Source organism: Cupriavidus sp. GW821-FHT07C08 (genome assembly GCF_059419025.1).
Map to the genome: position 1 here is coordinate 161418 of NZ_JBWKQZ010000012.1, position 15920 is coordinate 177337.

Here is a 15920-nt window from a genome sequence, read left to right on the forward strand (position 1 = left end):
GCGCCCGGTTCATTCGAGTTACGGTGCCGCCACCCGGCGCGCGCGGCGCCAGCCCAGCACGGCCACCAGCACCGCCGTCAGCGCGGCCAGCCCGAACCACTGGAAGGCATAGCCGTAGTGCCGGTCCGCGCCCAGGTCGGCCGGGGCCCAGTCGCGCGCCAGGCCATCGCCGGTGTCGCTGCGCTGCTCCAGCACCAGCGGGTGCAGTGCCAGGCCGGTTTCGGCCGCATAGGCAGCGATGTCCAGGTTCTGGCGGATCTTGCTGCCGGCGGCGTCCTGGCCCAGGCTATAGACCCGCGGCACGGCCGCCAGTGCCGTGCCTTCGATCGTTACCTCGCCCTCGGGCGTGGGGAACGGCGCAATCCGGGTGCGGTCCTGGGCATCGCGCGGCAGCCAGCCGCGCAGCACCAGCACCGCCTGCATGGCGCCGGCGGCACCTGCTGGCGCCGGCGAGGCGGCTGAAATCCGCAGCGGCGTCAGCACCAGGAAGCCGGCGCGGCTATCCCCGGGGCTGCTGCCATTGCCGTGGGGGCGATTATCCAGCAATACGGTGCGGGCCGTGTCAAAGCGCCCGGTCACGCGGACCGTGCGGTCGGTCACAACTTGTGGCAGCGGGACCGTGCCCAGCAACACCGGCGGCTGCGCCGACAGCGCCTGCAGCCGCGCCGCGCGCGCCTCTTTGTCGTGCGCGCGGTTGAGCTGCCAGTTGCCCAGCGCGCAGGTCACGGCGATCACCACCAGCGCGGCGGCCAGCGGCAGCGGGCTGAACCAGCGGCGCACTGTCATCGCCAGGCGGGACCACAACGCGGGCCGGTGCGATAATGGATTTTTTCGCCGCTCTTTGCCCCGACCTGCCCCGCCATGCGCATTGTCATCATCGTTGCCTTCATCCTGATCATCGCCAGCCTGGCCTCCGCCCTGTTCTTCATGATGCGTGACCGCGGCACGACGCCCAACATGATGCGCTCGCTGATGCTGCGCGTCGGGTTCTCGGTGGCGCTGTTCCTGTTCATCCTGTTCTCGAACTGGATGGGCTGGATCCACAGCACGGGCATCCGCATGGCGCCCTGAACGCCAGGACGCGGGCAGCAGGCCCGCAAAAGACAAACGCCGCAGGCTGGACAACCTCCTGCGGCGTTTCTCTTTTGCGTTGGCGCCGGCGGCCCCCGAGGGGCGCGCCGGCGGGTACGGCAGCCGGATTTACAGCCAGTACACCACGACGTAGAGGAACAGCCACACCACGTCAACAAAGTGCCAGTACCAGGCAGCGCCTTCGAATGCAAAGTGGTGATCAGGCGTGAAGTGGCCCTTCAGCACACGGATCAGCACCACGGTCAGCATGATCGCGCCCATGGTCACGTGGAAGCCGTGGAAGCCGGTCAGCAGGAAGAAGGTGGAGCCGTAGATGCCCGAGGACAGCTTCAGGTTCAGTTCCGAGTAGGCGTGCATGTACTCGTACACCTGGAAGCACATGAAGACCGCGCCCAGCAGGATGGTCAGCGACAGGCCCTGGATCAGCTGGCTGCGCTTGCCGGCCAGCAGCGCGTGGTGCGCCCAGGTCAGCGTCAGGCCGGACATCAGCAGCAGCGCGGTGTTGATGGTCGGGATCGGCCACGGACCCATGGTCTGGAAGCTTTCCACCACGCCGGCCGGGCCGGTGTTGGGCCACACCGCGGCAAAGTCGGGCCACAGGATCTTGTTGTTCAGGTCGCCCAGCCACGGCATGGCGATGGTGCGGGCATAGAACAGCGCGCCGAAGAAAGCCGCGAAGAACATCACCTCCGAGAAGATGAACCAGCCCATCGACCAGCGGAACGACAGGTCGATGTTCTTGCCGTACATGCCGCCTTCGGACTCGCTGATGGCGTCGCCAAACCAGCTCTTGAGCACGAACAGGAACCACAGCAGGCCGAAGCCGCACAGGTACGGCGCCCAGGGCTGCCCGTTTACCCAACCGGCGGCTCCCGCGCCCGTCATCAGCAGGCCGAAGCTTGCCGTGATCGGGTGGCGCGACGGGCCCGGTACGAAGTAGTACGGAGCGTTTGCGCGATTCGCACTCATTCTTTTATCTCCAGCTCAGAGTCTTTGATTCAGTATTCGTGATCCGCGCTTTGGCACTGCGGGCCGCCCCCTCCTCTGGGCCGGCCCCGCCGCCGCGGTTGCTTTGTTCTGCGACTGCTTTTGTTGTCTACCCTTCCTGCCCTGCTATCCCGCTGCCTGTCCCACCACGATGCGCACGATGACCACCAGCACCGCGATGAAGATGGCCGCCGCGATCACGCCTGCGATCACCACATGCACCGGGTTCAGCCGGGCCATGTCGCGCTCGTGCTCGGCGCCTTTGCGCAGGCCGATGAACGACCACAGCACCGCGCGCATGGTCTGCGCGAATGACATCTTGCGCTTGACCGCGTCCTTCATCTCATCCATCGCCCGTTCTCCTCAGCCCCGGCATGCACCGCAGCCGCCTCAGATGCCCTTGCCGGCCGGTGCCGGCTGCGGCGCCACCTGGCCCTCGGGCGCCTGCGCCACCGGCGCACCCACCTCGAAGAAGGTGTACGACAGCGTAATATTCTTCACATCCTTGGGCAGCGCGGGATCGATCACGAACACCACCGGCATCTCGCGCGCCTCTTTCGCCTTGAGCGTCTGCTGCTTGAAGCAGAAGCACTCCAGCTTCATGAAATACTGGGTCGCCTGCTTGGGCGCGTAGCTCGGGATGGCCTGCGCCGAGATATCGCGCGGCTGCCCGTTGGCCACCTCGTAGACGATCGTCGCCATCTCGCCCGGGTGCACTTCCATGCTGTTCTTCACCGGCCGGAAGGCGAAGGGCCCGCGCGCGTTGGAGTCGAACTCCACCGTGATGGTGCGGCTCTTGTCGACCTGCGTGTTCTTCACCGCGCCGTGCAGCTCGCGCGTGGTGATCACGTTGATGCCGGTGATCTCGCAGATCTTCTTGTACAGCGGCACCAGCGCATAGCCGAAGCCGAACATCACGGCCACGATCACGACCAGGCGCAGCATCATGCCGCGGTTGAACCGCTTGTCCGCTTCCCTGCCAGCCTGCTGGTCGTTGCTCATCTCGCTACCCTGCCGCCTCAGCCAAGAAACATCATCTTGGCGAAGAACCCCAGAAAGAAAACCACCACGATCGACAGCAGGATCAGGCCAAGGCGGCGGTTGGCGGCCTTCTGGTCCGGGCGTGATGGGCTTTTGTCTGGAGACTGCATAGCTGCTTCTGTTGCCTGCCGGCGCGGGAGGCGGACGCTGCCGCCTCCCGCTGCCTGATTACGCTGGCCGCGCCTTAGCGGACCTGCGGGGGAACTTCAAAGGTGTGGAACGGCGCCGGCGACGGCACGGTCCACTCCAGGCCCTCGGCGCCATCCCAGGGCTTGTCGGCGGCCTTCTCGCCACCGCGGTACGACGGCAGCACCACGAAGAAGAAGAAGTACACCTGCATCAGGCCGAAGCCCAGCGCACCGATCGACGCGATCGCGTTGAAATCCGCGAACTGGGTCGGATAGTCGGCATAGCGACGCGGCATGCCGGCCAGACCCAGGAAGTGCATCGGGAAGAAGGTGACGTTGAAGAAGATGATCGAGCCCCAGAAGTGGATCTGGCCGCGGGTTTCGTTGTACATGAAACCGCTCCACTTCGGCCCCCAGTAGTAGAAGCCCGCAAACAGCGCGAACAGCGAGCCGGCCACCAGCACATAGTGGAAGTGCGCCACGATGAAGTAGGTGTCCTGCAGCTGGATGTCGATCGGGGCCACGGCCGGCATCAGGCCGGTGAAGCCACCGATGGTGAACACGAAGATGAAGCCGATCGAGAACAGCATCGGTGTCTCGAAGGTCATCGAGCCGCGCCACATGGTGGCGATCCAGTTGAAGATCTTCACGGCGGTGGGCACCGCGATCAGCATGGTCGCGTACATGAAGAACAGCTGGCCGGTCACCGGCATGCCGGTCGTGAACATGTGGTGGGCCCACACGATGAACGACAGGATGGCGATCGAGGCGGTGGCGTACACCATCGAGCTGTAGCCGAACAGGCGCTTGCGGGCAAACGCCGGCACCACCTGCGAGACGATCCCGAACGCCGGCAGGATCATGATGTAGACCTCGGGGTGGCCGAAGAACCAGAAGATGTGCTGGTACATCACCGGGTCACCACCGCCGGCGGCCGAAAAGAAGCTCGTGCCGAAGTGGCGGTCGGTCAGCACCATGGTGATGGCGCCAGCCAGCACGGGCATCACGGCGATCAGCAGGTAGGCCGTGATCAGCCAGGTCCAGCAGAACATCGGCATCTTCATCAGCGTCATGCCCGGGGCGCGCATGTTGAGGATGGTCACGATGATGTTGATCGAGCCCATGATCGACGACGCACCCATGATGTGCATCGCGAAGATGGCCATGTCCATGCCCGGGCCCATCTGCACCGACAGCGGCGCGTACAGGGTCCAGCCGGCGGCGGTGGCGCCGCCCGGGACCAGGAACGAGCCGGCCAGCAGCAGCGCGGCCGGCGGCATCAGCCAGAAGCTGAAGTTGTTCATGCGCGCGAACGCCATGTCGGACGCGCCGATCTGCAGCGGGATCATCCAGTTGGCGAAGCCGACGAAGGCCGGCATGATCGCGCCGAACACCATCACCAGGCCGTGCATGGTGGTGAACTGGTTGAACAGCTCGGGGCGGAAGAACTGCAGGCCCGGCTCGAACAGCTCCAGGCGGATCAGCAGTGCCAGCAAGCCGCCCGACAGCAGCATGATGAACGAGAACAGCAGGTACAGCGTACCGATGTCCTTGTGGTTGGTCGCGAACAGCCAGCGGCGCCAGCCATGCGGGTGGTCGTGCGCGTGGTCGTCATGCGCGTGATCGTGCGGATGGGCGAGCGCGTCCGGGGTAGCAGTACTCATCGCAAATGCTCCTCTAATCCTGTTCTGTCTTCAGCGGGTCAGCCCGCGACGCGGTTGCCCGCGAGGCTGGCCTGCTTGTCAGCCTTGTCGGCCGGCTTGGCTTCGGCCTTCGGCGCTTCGCCGCCGGCCGCGCCGCCGCCCTCGGGGAACTTGCCCGCGCGGGCACCCACGAAGTCGCTCGGCTGGATCACTTCACCCGTCTTGTTGCTCCAGGCGTTGCGCGTATAGGTCATGACCATGGCCAGCTCGGTATCCGAGAGCTGCTTCCACGACGGCATGCCGCCCTTGCCTTCGAGCAGGATGTGCATCTGGCCGGCCTTGGGGCCGTTCACCACCTTGGAGCCGTCCAGCGCCGGGAAGGCGCCGCCGCCCTTGCCGTTGGGCTGGTGGCAGACCGCGCAGTTGGCTGCGTAGATCTTCTCGCCGCGCACCTTGGCCTCGTCCAGCGTCCAGGTCTTGTTGGGATCGTCGGCCTTGGCCGCCAGCTCCTTCTTCTTGCCGTCGACCCACTTGGTGTAGTCGGCGTCCGAAACCACGCGCACCACGATCGGCATGAAGGCGTGTTCCTTGCCGCACAGCTCGGCGCACTGGCCGCGGTACACGCCGATCTTCTCGGCCTTGAACCAGGTGTCGCGCACAAAGCCGGGGATCGCATCCTGCTTGACGCCGAAGGCCGGGATCATCCAGGCGTGGATCACGTCGTTGGCAGTGGTGACGATGCGGATCTTCTTGTTGACCGGCACGACCAGCTCGTTGTCCACCTCCATCAGGTAGGTGTTCGACTTGGGCTGCTCGTTGTTGATCTGCTCGCGCGGGGTGGTCAGGGTCGACACGAAGGAGATGCCTTCGCCTTCGCCCTTCAGGTAGTCATAGCCCCACTTCCACTGGTAGCCGGTGGCCTTGATGGTGACGTCGGAGTTGGTGGTGTCCTTCATCGCCACCACGGTCTTGGTCGCCGGCAGGGCCATCGCGATCACGATGATGAACGGGACGATGGTCCAGATCACTTCGACCGTGATGCTCTCGTGGAAGGCAGCAGGCTTCGCACCCTTGGACTTGCGGTGCTTGAACACGGAATAGAACATCACGCTGAATACCGCGATGAAGATCACCGTGCACATGATCAGCATCATCCAGTTCAGCCAGTGAATCTGTTCGGCGATCTTGGTAACCGGCTCGGTCAGGTTGAGCTGGCGCACGGCGGGGCCGCCCGGCATGTCGCTGACCGCGGACGCCGCCTGGCTGGCAAGCAGGGACGCGCCGGCCAGACAAACTGCGGATGCCTTCTTCCACATTTTCATTTGTTATCTACCCAATTTACAGATTCAAATCTGTCCCCGCCACCGCCACCGCCGCCTCTCAGAGGCGGCGCAAGGCCGCTGCGAGCTCCTGCGCGAACTTGCGTCGCCGGTACGGGTCCACGTAACACCCCACCTGTACCTCACGCCCGCCCGAGCGCAACGTCACCAGCGCGCGGAACGATTCACCCAGTTCGACCCGCACCCAGCGCGGGTTGAATTCCCGGCGCGTCACCTTTGTGCCGCTGGCTGTCTCCACGACCAGCATGCCGTCGGTAATGCTGACGCGCTCATAGTCTGTCGCATGGCGCGCATACACCAGCAGCGCGATCCCCAGCCCGATCAGCTCGATGCTGGCAAACGGCAGCACGAGCCAGGACCCTTGCCACGCGAAAAACAACGCGATGGCAAGCGAAACCGTGAGGATCGAGAGGTAAAACCAGCCGACCTGGCGTGGAGACAGCGAGCAATTCCGCTTCATCAGCCAGTCGTGGGGCGCGGGGAGAGGTCCGTCGAGATTTCCGCCGGAGTCACCACCTGCCGTCTGGAGTGCGATACCCAAGTCTTGCATCGCCAACCACTCTGCATCGGATGCACACCCGGGACGATGGCGCCCGGGCCGCACAGTGCAAGTGCAAAACCAGGACGTTCTTGTGCCAGGGGACCACTGCGACAAACTGGCGCATTATAGGGCGCTTCCTATACACGGACAAGGGCGCGCCTTGACCGGACGGCTTGCGCGCCGCTTGATTCTGTGCATAGGGAAGAGCCCCGCCATCGCCCTGCCCGCCGCGCCGGTGCTATGTTTGCGGCAATCCCGCACCGGCGCAAGTTAACTCTGTTTTAACTTGTCCGACGCGGCCTTGCACGGCCGATCTGGTCCAGCGGCACCACCGCGCGGCCCTGGTCGTCGACCGCCTGGCCGCCACGCGGGGCCAGCTTCCAGGCGTGGCCGTAGACGATCTCGAAGGTGAGCGGGATCACCCCGTCGGGGTTGCGCCGCCGCTCCAGCGCCTGCGCCAGCGCCTGGTACCAGCCGCGGCCGCGCAGGCCCTGCGGCAGCGCCCCAGCCGGCCCGCGCAGCCCGCCGAAGGCCTGCACCTCGCGCAGCAGCGTGGCGGGGGACTCGTAGGTCACGGTCAGCGTTTCCATGTCCATCACCGGGGTGGACCAGCCGCTGTGCACCAGCATGTCGCCGATATCGTGCATGTCGACAAAGCGCAACGTATGGGGAGCCTCGTCGACTTCGGCAAAGGCCGCGCGCAGCTCCTTCAGGGTGTCCGGGCCGAACAGCGAGAACAGCACCAGCCCTTCGTCGCGCGCCACGCGGTGCCACTCCGGGAACACACGGTGCGGCTCCGGATGCCAGTGCAGCGCCAGGTTGGACCACAGCAGGTCGAAGCTCGCGGGCGCAAAAGGCAGTGTGGCAAGATCGCCCTGGACTAGGTCAAAGAGCGGCCGCTTGCCCAGCATGCGGCCGATCCAGCCGGGCCGGCGCTGCGGGTCGCGCTGGCCGGCCTCGGCCAGCATCGCGCCGGAGATGTCCAGCCCGGCAATCTGCGCATCCGGGAAGCGGTCGCGCAGCCCGGCCAGGCCCTGGCCGTGGCCGCAGCCGATATCCAGCGCGCGCTGCGGCGCCAGACGGATCACTTCCATGCGCTCCTGCATGCGGCGGCCGATCTCGCCCAGCAGGAAGTCCAGCTGGCCGAAGCCGCGGCTGCGCCGGTCGAAGGCGAGCCGGGTCAGGCGCGCGGGCGGCAGGAAGGCATCGGGGGAATCAGCGGCATGCAGGGACACGGGCAGACAGGGCAGCAAGAAAACCAGGAACCGGCGCGGGGACAGATACAGGATCAGGCCCGGGCGCCGGATGAACGCGGCCGCGGCGCCCGATGGGTTGCGGCCGGACGGCAAGTATACGCGCGCGCCGCGCTGGCTGCCGGCGCCGCCGGCAAGGTGCTGGCCGGCGCCGGCGAACTGCTGCTGCCAAGTGCCTGCGCGCTGTGCGGGGCGGTGCAGCGGCAGGTGGTCTGCGCAGCCTGCGCCGCCGACCTGCTGCGCCCGGTGCGGCGCTGCCCCGCCTGCGCGCTGGCGCTGGGGCGCCACTTCCACTGCCCGGCCTGCGCCGCATCGCCGCCGGCATTCGATCACGCCCACACGCTGGGCGACTACGCGTCGCCCCAGGACCAGCTGGTGCTGGCGCTCAAGTTCGGCCACGCGCTGCCACTGGCGGGCTGGCTCGCGACCCGGCTGGCCGCGGGGCTGCCGGGGGCCTGGGCCGGCGCCCGGCGGGCGCCGCCGGACCTGGTCGCACCCATCCCCCTGTCACCGCAGCGGCTGGCCGCGCGCGGCTTCAACCAGGCCTGGGAAATCGCGCGGCCGCTGGCGCGCCACCTGGGCCTGCGCGCCGACCCGGTGCTGCTGCAGCGCCAGCGCGACACCGGCAGCCAGCGCGCGCTGGACCTGGCCGCCCGGCAGGTGAACCTGCGCGGCGCCTTCCGGCTGGCGCGCGCCGTGCGGCTGGACGGCCTGCACGTGGCGCTGGTGGACGATGTGATGACTTCCGGCGCCACCCTGCACAAAGCCGCCAGCGTGCTCAAGGCGCATGGCGCGGCCCGCGTCAGCGTGATCGTCGCGCTGCGCACGCCGTAGCTTTGGATGACACTAGCCGGTGCGCGCGGTAAGCTGCGCACCGTTCTGACGAAGGGCGCAGCGCGCCCGCCATCCCCCGCATCATGTTCAATGTCGTCCTGGTCGAACCGGAAATCCCGCCCAATACCGGCAATGTGATCCGCCTGTGCGCCAACACCGGCGCACAGCTGCACCTGGTCAAACCCCTGGGTTTTCCGCTGGACGACGCGCGCATGCGCCGCGCGGGACTGGATTACCACGAGTACGCCACCATGCGCGTGCATGAAAGCTGGGACGCGCTGATGGCCAGCGAGCAGCCCGACCCGGCGCGCATGTTCGCGCTGACCACGCGCGGCTCGACGCCGTTCGGCCAGGTGGCGTTCCGGCCCGGGGACTGGTTCGTGTTCGGTTCCGAGACGCGCGGGCTATCACCGGAGCGGCGCGACTGGTTCCCGCCCGCGCAGCGCATCCGGCTGCCGATGCGGCCCGACAACCGCAGCCTGAACCTGTCGAACACAGTCGCCGTGGTGGTGTTCGAGGCGTGGCGCCAGAACGGGTTCGAAGGCGGCAGCTGAGCCGCCCGGCCAGCGCCTACTCCGGCTGCACGCCGGCGGCGCGGATCACCTTGTCCCAGCGTGCCTTCTCGCTCACCATGGTCTGGCGCAGCGAGGCTGGCGCGGTGCCGGCCGGCACGAAATACTGCGCGCGCATCTTGTCGCGCACGTCGGCGCTGCCGATGATCGCCACCAGCTCGCGGTAGAGCCGGTCAATCACGGCCTGCGGCGTGCCCGCCGGCGCCAGCACCGCCTGCCAGGAGATCGCCTCGAAACCCGGGTAGCCGGATTCCGCCACCGTCGGCACCGACGGCAACACCGCCGTGCGCCCCGTCGTGGTCACGGCCAGCACGCGCAGCTTGCCCGCGTTGACCTGCGGCATCGCGATCGCCGGCACCATGAAGCCCGCCTGCACCTGCCCGCCCACCATCGCCGTGGTGATCTGCGGGAAGCCGGGGTACGGCACGTGCTGCAGGTCGATGCCCGCCATCGCCTTCAGTTGCTCCATCGCCAGGTGCGAGGCGCTGCCGTTGCCGGGCGAGCCATAGTTCAGCTCAGCCGGCTTCGACCGTGCCAGCGCGACGAACTCGCGCAGGTTGTGCACCGGCAGGCGCGCATCCACCACCAGCACGTTGGGCGAGGTCGCCACCAGCGTGACCGGCGCCAGCTGGCGGAACGGGTCGTAGTTCAGGTTGCGCGACAGCGTCGGCGCGGTCACCAGCGGGCCGTTGATGGTGAACAGCAGCGTATAGCCATCAGGGGCGGCGCGCGCCACCATGCCGGTGCCGATATTGCCGCCGGCGCCGGGACGGTTTTCCACCACCACCGGCTGGCCCAGCGCGGCGGCCAGCTTTTCGGTCACGATGCGCGCGATCAGGTCGGGCGACGAGCCCGGCGGGAACGGCACCACCATGCGGATCGGCCGCGCGGGCCAGGGCTGGGCGAAGACGCTGCCGGAAGTCCCGGCGGCGCAGGCAGCCGCCAGCGCGATCAGCGCTTGTCGTCGTGTGGGCATGCGGTGCAGAGGATCAGAAGGTGGATACGCGGGTAGTCATTCGTCGCGCGCGTCGCGCTGCAGCAGCTGCGCCACCGCATCGGCGGCGCTCAGCCCGTCGAACAGCACGCCGCACACTGCCCGCGCGATCGGCATCTCGACACCGTTAGCCGAGGCAAGCTCTGCCACGGCCTGGGCGCAGCGCACGCCCTCGGCCACATGGCCCAGTTCGGCCAGGATCTGATCCAGGCTTTGCCCCGCCGCGAGCTGCTGCCCGACCTTGCGGTTGCGCGACAGGTCGCCGGTGGCAGTCAGGATCAGGTCGCCCACGCCGGCCAGGCCCATGAAGGTCTCGACCCGCCCGCCCAGCGCCAGGCCCAGCCGCGTCATCTCGGCCAGCCCGCGCGTCACCAGCGCGGCGCGCGCGTTCAGGCCCAGCCCCAGGCCGTCGCTGGCGCCGGTGGCAATCGCCAGCACGTTCTTGACCGCGCCGCCGACTTCCACGCCAGTCAGGTCGTCGCTGCCATAGATGCGCATCGCGTGGTGATGGAAGGCCCGCTGCGCGCGCTCCGCCAGCGACGGCACGCTGCCCGCCACCGTCAGCGCGCAGGGCAGCCCCAGCGCCACCTCACGTGCGAAGCTGGGACCGGTCAGCACGCCGTAGTCGAAGCCCTCAGTGCGGCCGGCGGCGTCCAGCTCGGCGCGCACCATCTGGTGCGGCAGCAGGTGCGTGCCGGACTCGAAGCCCTTGCACAGCCACAGCATCGACACCGGCCGCGCGCTGCGCGTGGCCAGCCGGCGCGTCATCTCGCGCAGGCCCGACACTGGCGTGGCCACCACCACGATGCCGTCCGGATCGTCCGCGGCGTGCGCCACCGCAAGCTCGAAATCGACCTGCATCGCGAGCCGCTCGGACAGCGTCACGCCCGGCAGGTAGGCAGCGTTCTCGCGCGTGGCGGCGATGGCGGCGAGCTGGGCAGGCTCGCGCCCCCACAGCACCACGTCATTGGTGGCCGCGGCATGGCTGGCGAGGGCGGTGCCCCAGGCACCGGCACCGAGGAAGGTCAGTTTCATGGCAGCTCGAACAGAAGATGGCGCGGAGGTTCACGCCACCGATGGTAGTCCAAAGTCAAAACGGGGCCGCAGCCCCGTTTCGATGATGGCTCAGGCCGCCGGAATCAGTGGCGGGCCTGGCTGCCGTCGGGCATCACGATGCCGCTGTTGCCGCCTTCGGCACCCTGGGCTTCTTCCATGGCGGCCTGCAGGCGTTGCTCATACAGCGCCTGGAAGTTGATTTCCGACAGGTGGATGGCCTGGAAGCCGGCGCGCGTGATCACGTCAGCGATATTGCCGCGCAGGTACGGGTACAGGATGGTCGGGCAGGCGATGCCCAGCAGCGGGTCCAGCTGCTCCACCGGCACGTTGCGGATATCGAAGATGCCGGCCTGGTGTGCTTCCACCAGGAAGGCAACCTTGTCCTGCACCTTGGTCGTCACGGTGCCCGTCACCACCACCTCGAAGATCCCTTCCTGCAGCTGCGAAGCGCCGACGTTGACCTGCACTTCCACCGACGGGGCTTCCGATTCCAGGAAGATGCCGGGCGAATTGGGCTGCTCCAGCGACATGTCTTTCAGGTAGACGCGCTGGATGTTGAAGAAGGGTTGATCGTCCTGCTGGGTGTTTTGCTGGTCGCTCATGAAAGGCTTCCGGGAGGATGGGCTGGATGTGCATCGGGCGCGGCGGCCGCAGTCCTTGCGTCGTGCAAGGCTGGCCGGTGCCCGGTTGGAAAACGCATATGGTACATGACGCGGGTGGCGAATTCACCCGCGCCGGGGGTGTGCCGGAACCAGCCCGGCCCGGAATCAGACGATTCCGAGCCAGCGCCGGCGCAACCGGCTCAGGCGGCCAGCAGCGGCACCAGGCCGCCCTGGCGGTCCAGCGCCGAGAGGTCGTCGAAGCCGCCCACGTGGGTCTCGTCGATGTAGATCTGCGGCACGGTGCGGCGACCGGTACGGGCCATCATCTCTTCACGCTTGCCGGGTTCGCGGTCGATCAGGATCTTCTCGATCATTTCCACGCCCTTGGACTTGAGCAGGCGTTCAGCCATCAGGCAATACGGGCACACCACGGTGCTGTACATGACGACACGGGCCATGCGGGTTCTCCTTGAATGCAATGTGCGCGCAGCCCGGCCTGGCCGGGGGCGCGCTGTGACGGATATGGCGGTGCTGCCCGGGATTACTTCACCAGCGGCAGGCCTGCCTGCTGCCAGGCGGCGATGCCGCCCTCGAGCGCGTAGATCTCACTGTAACCGGCTTCCTTCAACGCTGCCTGGGCCTTGCTGGAGCGCTGACCGGTCTGGCACACGACGATGATGGGGGCAGCCTTGTCCTTTGCAAGGCCGGCCGCGCGCGAGGGCAGGTCGGCCAGCGGCGCGCTCTTGGCTTGCGGCAGGTGACCCTTGGCATACTCGGCGGGCTCGCGGATGTCGACCACGACCGCGCCGCGCTTGTTGATCAGCTGGGTCGCGGCGGCCGTATTGACGGTCTTGCCGCGGGTGCTGCGCGAAATCGCGGGCCAGGCCAGCAGGCCGCCCGAGACCACGGCAAGGGCGATCAGAGCGAGGTTGTTGTAGTCGGCGAAGAAATTCACGTTGGCATTCCGGTAGGTTGGGTCGGCGGCATTATAAAATACGCGGTTTGGCGTCCAGGCCCTGCCGTCGCATGGCCATCCGCCATTGTCGCCTGTCTGAGACATGGGATGTCCACAAGGAACCCATCAGCCCCCTCCAGGTGACGGCGCGGACGCATGCAGGTTACCTACTCTCTGGAAGCAGCAGCATGTACAAGCTCGTCCTCATCCGCCACGGCGAATCCACGTGGAACCTTGAAAACCGCTTTACCGGCTGGGTCGACGTCGACCTGACCGAGACCGGCGCCGACCAGGCGCGCCAGGCCGGCAAGCTGCTCAAGGATGCCGGCCTGGGCTTTGACGTGGCCTATACCTCGGTGCTCAAGCGCGCTATCCGCACGCTGTGGCATGTGCAGGATGAAATGGACCTGATGTGGATCCCGGTGCGCAACGAATGGCGCCTGAACGAGCGCCACTACGGCGCGCTGGCCGGCCTGAACAAGGCAGAAACCGCCGCCAAGTTCGGCGACGAGCAGGTGCTGGTGTGGCGCCGCAGCTATGACACGCCGCCGCCCGCGCTGGAGCCCACCGACCCGCGTGCCTCGTACGGCGATCCGCGCTACGCCAATGTGCCGCGCAACGAGATCCCGCTGACCGAGTGCCTGAAGGACACCGTGGCCCGCGTGATGCCGTTGTGGAACGAATCCATCGCCCCCGACATCCAATCCGGCAAGCGCGTGGTCATTGCCGCCCATGGCAACAGCATCCGCGCGCTGGTGAAATACCTGGACCAGATCTCGGATGACGATATCGTCGGACTCAATATCCCCAACGGCACCCCGCTCGTCTATGAGCTGGACGCCGACCTGCGCCCCCTGCGCCACTACTACCTGGGTGACCAGGACGCCATCGCCGCCTCGCTGGCGGCCGTGGCCAGCCAGGGCAAGGCACGCTGAAGCCGACCCGGGCGGCCGCGCGCGGATGTGCGGCCGCCCACCCTGAGCCGGGACGGGACAGGCCCGTTTCACCACACGCACTTATACTGTCGGACAAACCGCCCGGCGCCGGGCGGCCGCAGCCGGCATAATCTCCCTACCGTACACCAGTACTTCGAGTACACGTTCAGGCAGCCCTCATGCGCAAGACGCTCAAGAACATCAGCCTAGTTTCTGTCGGCCTCGTCGCCGGCGTGCTCGCCACGCTGCAGATTTCGGCGACCGCCCAGAACTCATCGGGGCCCTTGCCGCTGGACCAGTTGCGGCTGATGGCCGATATCTTCGGGCAGATCAAGCGCGAGTACGTGGAGCCGGTCGATGACAAGAAACTGCTGACCGAAGCCATCAAGGGCATGGTCGCCAGCCTCGACCCGCATTCGTCCTACCTCGACGAGAAAGACTTCAAGGAACTGCAGGAAGGCACGCGCGGGCGCTTTGCCGGCCTGGGCATCGAGATCTCGCAGGAAGAAGGCCTGGTCAAGGTGATCAACCCGATCGAGGACACCCCGGCCTTCCGCGCCGGCATCCAGCCGGGCGACCTGATCACCCGCATCGACGACAAGCCCGTGCGCGGCCTGCCGCTGGAGCAGGCGGTCAAGCGCATGCGCGGCGAGCCCGGCACCAAGGTCACGCTGACCATCTACCGCAAGAGCGAGGAACGCACCTTCCCGGTCTCGATCACGCGCGCCGAGATCCGCGTGCAGTCGGTCAAGGCCAAGATGCTGGACAACAATATCGGCTGGATCCGCCTGACCAGCTTCCAGGAACGCACCATCTCCGACCTGTCCCGCAAGCTGGCCGAGCTGGCGCAGAAGAACCCCAACATGAAGGGCCTGGTGCTGGACCTGCGCAACAACGGCGGCGGCGTGCTGCAGGGCGCGGTCGGCGTGGCCGCGGCCTTCCTGCCGGAAGACGCCACGGTGGTATCCACCAACGGCCAGGTACCCGATGCCAAGCGCGTGTACAAGGCGACGTACAATAACTACCGCCTGTCGTCGCTGGAAGACGATCCGCTCAAGGGCCTGCCGGCGATCTACAAGAAGATCCCGATGGTGGTACTGACCAACGCCTACTCGGCCTCGGCCTCCGAGATCGTGGCGGGCGCGCTGCAGGATCATCACCGCGCGCAGATCATGGGCAAGACCACCTTCGGCAAGGGCTCGGTGCAGACCGTGCGCCCGCTGACCAACGACACCGGCATCAAGCTGACCATCGCGTACTACTACACGCCGAGCGGCAAGTCGATCCAGGCCAAGGGCATCCGTCCGGACATCCCGGTCGACCAGAACCCCGAAGGCGATCCGGACGACGCGCTGATCACGCGCGAGATCGACACCGAGCGCCACCTGCACAACAAGCAGGAATCGGAAGAGCCGGAAATGACCGAGCGCGAGCAGCGCCGCGTGGACGAGCTGCGCCGCCTGGAAGAAGAGAACGCGAAGAAGTCACCGGAAGAGCGCGAGAAGGACCGCCGCAAGAAGCCGGTGGAATTCGGCTCGGCCGAAGACTTCATGCTGCAGCAGGCCATCGCCCAGCTCAACGGCCAGCCGGTCAAGCGCTCCAAGTCGAAGCTGGAAACCAATCCGCCGGCCGACAACGGCAAGGCGGCAAAGCCCTCGGGCAAGAGCGGCGCCAAGGGCGCCAGCGCACCGGCAGCCAAGCCGACGGCGCCGGCCCCCGCCAAGCAGCCGCCGGCCAGCGCCCCGATCGGCGAGCCGCTGGGCACGCCGACGGGCAAGACTCCCTGAAGCCGGGGCTTGCGCCAAACCAGAAGCGGCCCTGCGGGGCCGCTTTTTTCATTCCCGCCCGCCCGGCATGGGAAAGCAAGTTGGAGCACAATGCCATGCGTGACCTGCCCGGCCCTGCCGCCCTCACCGCAACACGAAGCGCCGCACCAGCCCCGCGCCA

19 protein-coding genes are annotated in these 15920 nt (G+C 67.2%); 5 read left to right on the forward strand and 14 right to left on the reverse strand.

The features are described 5' to 3' along the window. Positions 1 to 18 precede the first annotated feature (18 nt). Entirely contained in the window at positions 19 to 786 is a 768-nt protein-coding gene (locus AC07UK_RS17355; RefSeq protein ID WP_436220741.1) for an SURF1 family protein, read from the reverse strand. Positions 787 to 861: 75 nt separating this feature from the next. On the opposite strand from AC07UK_RS17355, the gene AC07UK_RS17360 reads away from it, so the two are divergent. Further along, positions 862 to 1071, forward strand: coding sequence for a twin transmembrane helix small protein (locus AC07UK_RS17360; RefSeq protein WP_013955442.1), 210 nt, complete (start codon positions 862 to 864; stop codon positions 1069 to 1071). Between the two features lie 129 nt (positions 1072 to 1200). Here the strand turns inward: AC07UK_RS17360 and AC07UK_RS17365 are convergent, their stop codons facing one another. From AC07UK_RS17365 to AC07UK_RS17400, 8 genes are all read right to left on the reverse strand, one after another. Beyond that, positions 1201 to 2061 (reverse strand): cytochrome c oxidase subunit 3, encoded by an 861-nt coding sequence (locus AC07UK_RS17365; protein WP_013955441.1) that lies wholly within the window; start codon positions 2059 to 2061, stop codon positions 1201 to 1203. Between the two features lie 144 nt (positions 2062 to 2205). After that, a complete protein-coding gene (locus tag AC07UK_RS17370) occupies positions 2206 to 2430 on the reverse strand; it encodes a DUF2970 domain-containing protein (protein ID WP_013955440.1) in 225 nt (74 codons plus the stop codon). Between the two features lie 39 nt (positions 2431 to 2469). Beyond that, complete coding sequence (locus tag AC07UK_RS17375) at positions 2470 to 3081, reverse strand: cytochrome c oxidase assembly protein (RefSeq protein ID WP_013955439.1); 612 nt, start codon at positions 3079 to 3081, stop codon at positions 2470 to 2472. Between the two features lie 17 nt (positions 3082 to 3098). Beyond that, the gene (locus AC07UK_RS17380) at positions 3099 to 3230 is read right to left on the reverse strand and encodes a cytochrome oxidase small assembly protein (RefSeq protein ID WP_010814819.1); all 132 of its coding nucleotides are present in this window, start codon (positions 3228 to 3230) and stop codon (positions 3099 to 3101) included. Positions 3231 to 3304: 74 nt separating this feature from the next. After that, positions 3305 to 4912, reverse strand: a complete 1608-nt coding sequence (gene ctaD, locus AC07UK_RS17385) for a cytochrome c oxidase subunit I (protein ID WP_010814820.1) — start codon at positions 4910 to 4912, stop codon at positions 3305 to 3307. Positions 4913 to 4950: 38 nt separating this feature from the next. After that, a complete protein-coding gene (gene coxB / locus AC07UK_RS17390) occupies positions 4951 to 6213 on the reverse strand; it encodes a cytochrome c oxidase subunit II (protein WP_153953194.1) in 1263 nt (420 codons plus the stop codon). 58 nt (positions 6214 to 6271) lie between these two features. After that, positions 6272 to 6781: a DUF2244 domain-containing protein gene (locus AC07UK_RS17395; protein ID WP_013955437.1), complete on the reverse strand. Its 510-nt coding sequence runs from the start codon at positions 6779 to 6781 to the stop codon at positions 6272 to 6274. 272 nt (positions 6782 to 7053) lie between these two features. Continuing rightward, positions 7054 to 8007, reverse strand: coding sequence for a methyltransferase domain-containing protein (locus AC07UK_RS17400; protein WP_436220739.1), 954 nt, complete (start codon positions 8005 to 8007; stop codon positions 7054 to 7056). Between AC07UK_RS17400 and AC07UK_RS17405 the strand changes: the two genes are divergently transcribed. Both AC07UK_RS17405 and trmL read left to right on the forward strand, forming a co-directional pair. Beyond that, a complete protein-coding gene (locus AC07UK_RS17405; RefSeq protein WP_494686053.1) occupies positions 7996 to 8859 on the forward strand; it encodes a ComF family protein in 864 nt (287 codons plus the stop codon). The genes AC07UK_RS17400 and AC07UK_RS17405 overlap by 12 nt on opposite strands. An 83-nt stretch (positions 8860 to 8942) precedes the next feature. Continuing rightward, positions 8943 to 9413, forward strand: a complete 471-nt coding sequence (trmL, locus tag AC07UK_RS17410; protein WP_479943723.1) for a tRNA (uridine(34)/cytosine(34)/5-carboxymethylaminomethyluridine(34)-2'-O)-methyltransferase TrmL — start codon at positions 8943 to 8945, stop codon at positions 9411 to 9413. A 16-nt stretch (positions 9414 to 9429) separates the two neighbouring features. On the opposite strand, the gene AC07UK_RS17415 is transcribed toward trmL, so the two are convergent. The 5 genes from AC07UK_RS17415 to AC07UK_RS17435 all read right to left on the reverse strand — a co-directional run bounded on the left by AC07UK_RS17415 (position 9430) and on the right by AC07UK_RS17435 (position 13038). Then, positions 9430 to 10407 (reverse strand): Bug family tripartite tricarboxylate transporter substrate binding protein, encoded by a 978-nt coding sequence (locus AC07UK_RS17415; protein ID WP_013955432.1) that lies wholly within the window; start codon positions 10405 to 10407, stop codon positions 9430 to 9432. A gap of 36 nt (positions 10408 to 10443) precedes the next feature. Next, the gene (locus AC07UK_RS17420; protein WP_494686054.1) at positions 10444 to 11460 is read right to left on the reverse strand and encodes an NAD(P)H-dependent glycerol-3-phosphate dehydrogenase; all 1017 of its coding nucleotides are present in this window, start codon (positions 11458 to 11460) and stop codon (positions 10444 to 10446) included. A gap of 104 nt (positions 11461 to 11564) precedes the next feature. Continuing rightward, positions 11565 to 12083, reverse strand: a complete 519-nt coding sequence (secB, locus tag AC07UK_RS17425; protein WP_010814828.1) for a protein-export chaperone SecB — start codon at positions 12081 to 12083, stop codon at positions 11565 to 11567. 200 nt (positions 12084 to 12283) lie between these two features. After that, positions 12284 to 12541 (reverse strand): glutaredoxin 3, encoded by a 258-nt coding sequence (gene grxC, locus AC07UK_RS17430; protein ID WP_013955430.1) that lies wholly within the window; start codon positions 12539 to 12541, stop codon positions 12284 to 12286. A gap of 83 nt (positions 12542 to 12624) precedes the next feature. Next, positions 12625 to 13038 carry a rhodanese-like domain-containing protein gene (locus AC07UK_RS17435; protein ID WP_436220735.1) on the reverse strand — a complete coding sequence of 138 codons (414 nt, stop codon included), beginning with the start codon at positions 13036 to 13038 and terminating at the stop codon, positions 12625 to 12627. Between the two features lie 188 nt (positions 13039 to 13226). On the opposite strand from AC07UK_RS17435, the gene gpmA reads away from it, so the two are divergent. Then, positions 13227 to 13973, forward strand: a complete 747-nt coding sequence (gpmA, locus tag AC07UK_RS17440; protein WP_436220734.1) for a 2,3-diphosphoglycerate-dependent phosphoglycerate mutase — start codon at positions 13227 to 13229, stop codon at positions 13971 to 13973. 179 nt (positions 13974 to 14152) lie between these two features. Further along, a complete protein-coding gene (locus AC07UK_RS17445) occupies positions 14153 to 15760 on the forward strand; it encodes a S41 family peptidase (RefSeq protein WP_436220733.1) in 1608 nt (535 codons plus the stop codon). The last annotated feature ends 160 nt before the right edge of the window (positions 15761 to 15920 follow it).

Coding starts and splice junctions, on each gene's coding strand:
- AC07UK_RS17355 (WP_436220741.1), bottom strand. CDS start 786: ATGACAGTGCGCCGCTGGTTCAGCCCGCTGCCGCTGGCCGCCGCGCTG.
- AC07UK_RS17360 (WP_013955442.1), top strand. CDS start 862: ATGCGCATTGTCATCATCGTTGCCTTCATCCTGATCATCGCCAGCCTG.
- AC07UK_RS17365 (WP_013955441.1), bottom strand. CDS start 2,061: ATGAGTGCGAATCGCGCAAACGCTCCGTACTACTTCGTACCGGGCCCG.
- AC07UK_RS17370 (WP_013955440.1), bottom strand. CDS start 2,430: ATGGATGAGATGAAGGACGCGGTCAAGCGCAAGATGTCATTCGCGCAG.
- AC07UK_RS17375 (WP_013955439.1), bottom strand. CDS start 3,081: ATGAGCAACGACCAGCAGGCTGGCAGGGAAGCGGACAAGCGGTTCAAC.
- AC07UK_RS17380 (WP_010814819.1), bottom strand. CDS start 3,230: ATGCAGTCTCCAGACAAAAGCCCATCACGCCCGGACCAGAAGGCCGCC.
- ctaD (WP_010814820.1), bottom strand. CDS start 4,912: ATGAGTACTGCTACCCCGGACGCGCTCGCCCATCCGCACGATCACGCG.
- coxB (WP_153953194.1), bottom strand. CDS start 6,213: ATGAAAATGTGGAAGAAGGCATCCGCAGTTTGTCTGGCCGGCGCGTCC.
- AC07UK_RS17395 (WP_013955437.1), bottom strand. CDS start 6,781: ATGCAAGACTTGGGTATCGCACTCCAGACGGCAGGTGGTGACTCCGGC.
- AC07UK_RS17405 (WP_494686053.1), top strand. CDS start 7,996: ATGCAGGGACACGGGCAGACAGGGCAGCAAGAAAACCAGGAACCGGCG.
- trmL (WP_479943723.1), top strand. CDS start 8,943: ATGTTCAATGTCGTCCTGGTCGAACCGGAAATCCCGCCCAATACCGGC.
- AC07UK_RS17415 (WP_013955432.1), bottom strand. CDS start 10,407: ATGCCCACACGACGACAAGCGCTGATCGCGCTGGCGGCTGCCTGCGCC.
- AC07UK_RS17420 (WP_494686054.1), bottom strand. CDS start 11,460: ATGAAACTGACCTTCCTCGGTGCCGGTGCCTGGGGCACCGCCCTCGCC.
- secB (WP_010814828.1), bottom strand. CDS start 12,083: ATGAGCGACCAGCAAAACACCCAGCAGGACGATCAACCCTTCTTCAAC.
- grxC (WP_013955430.1), bottom strand. CDS start 12,541: ATGGCCCGTGTCGTCATGTACAGCACCGTGGTGTGCCCGTATTGCCTG.
- gpmA (WP_436220734.1), top strand. CDS start 13,227: ATGTACAAGCTCGTCCTCATCCGCCACGGCGAATCCACGTGGAACCTT.
- AC07UK_RS17445 (WP_436220733.1), top strand. CDS start 14,153: ATGCGCAAGACGCTCAAGAACATCAGCCTAGTTTCTGTCGGCCTCGTC.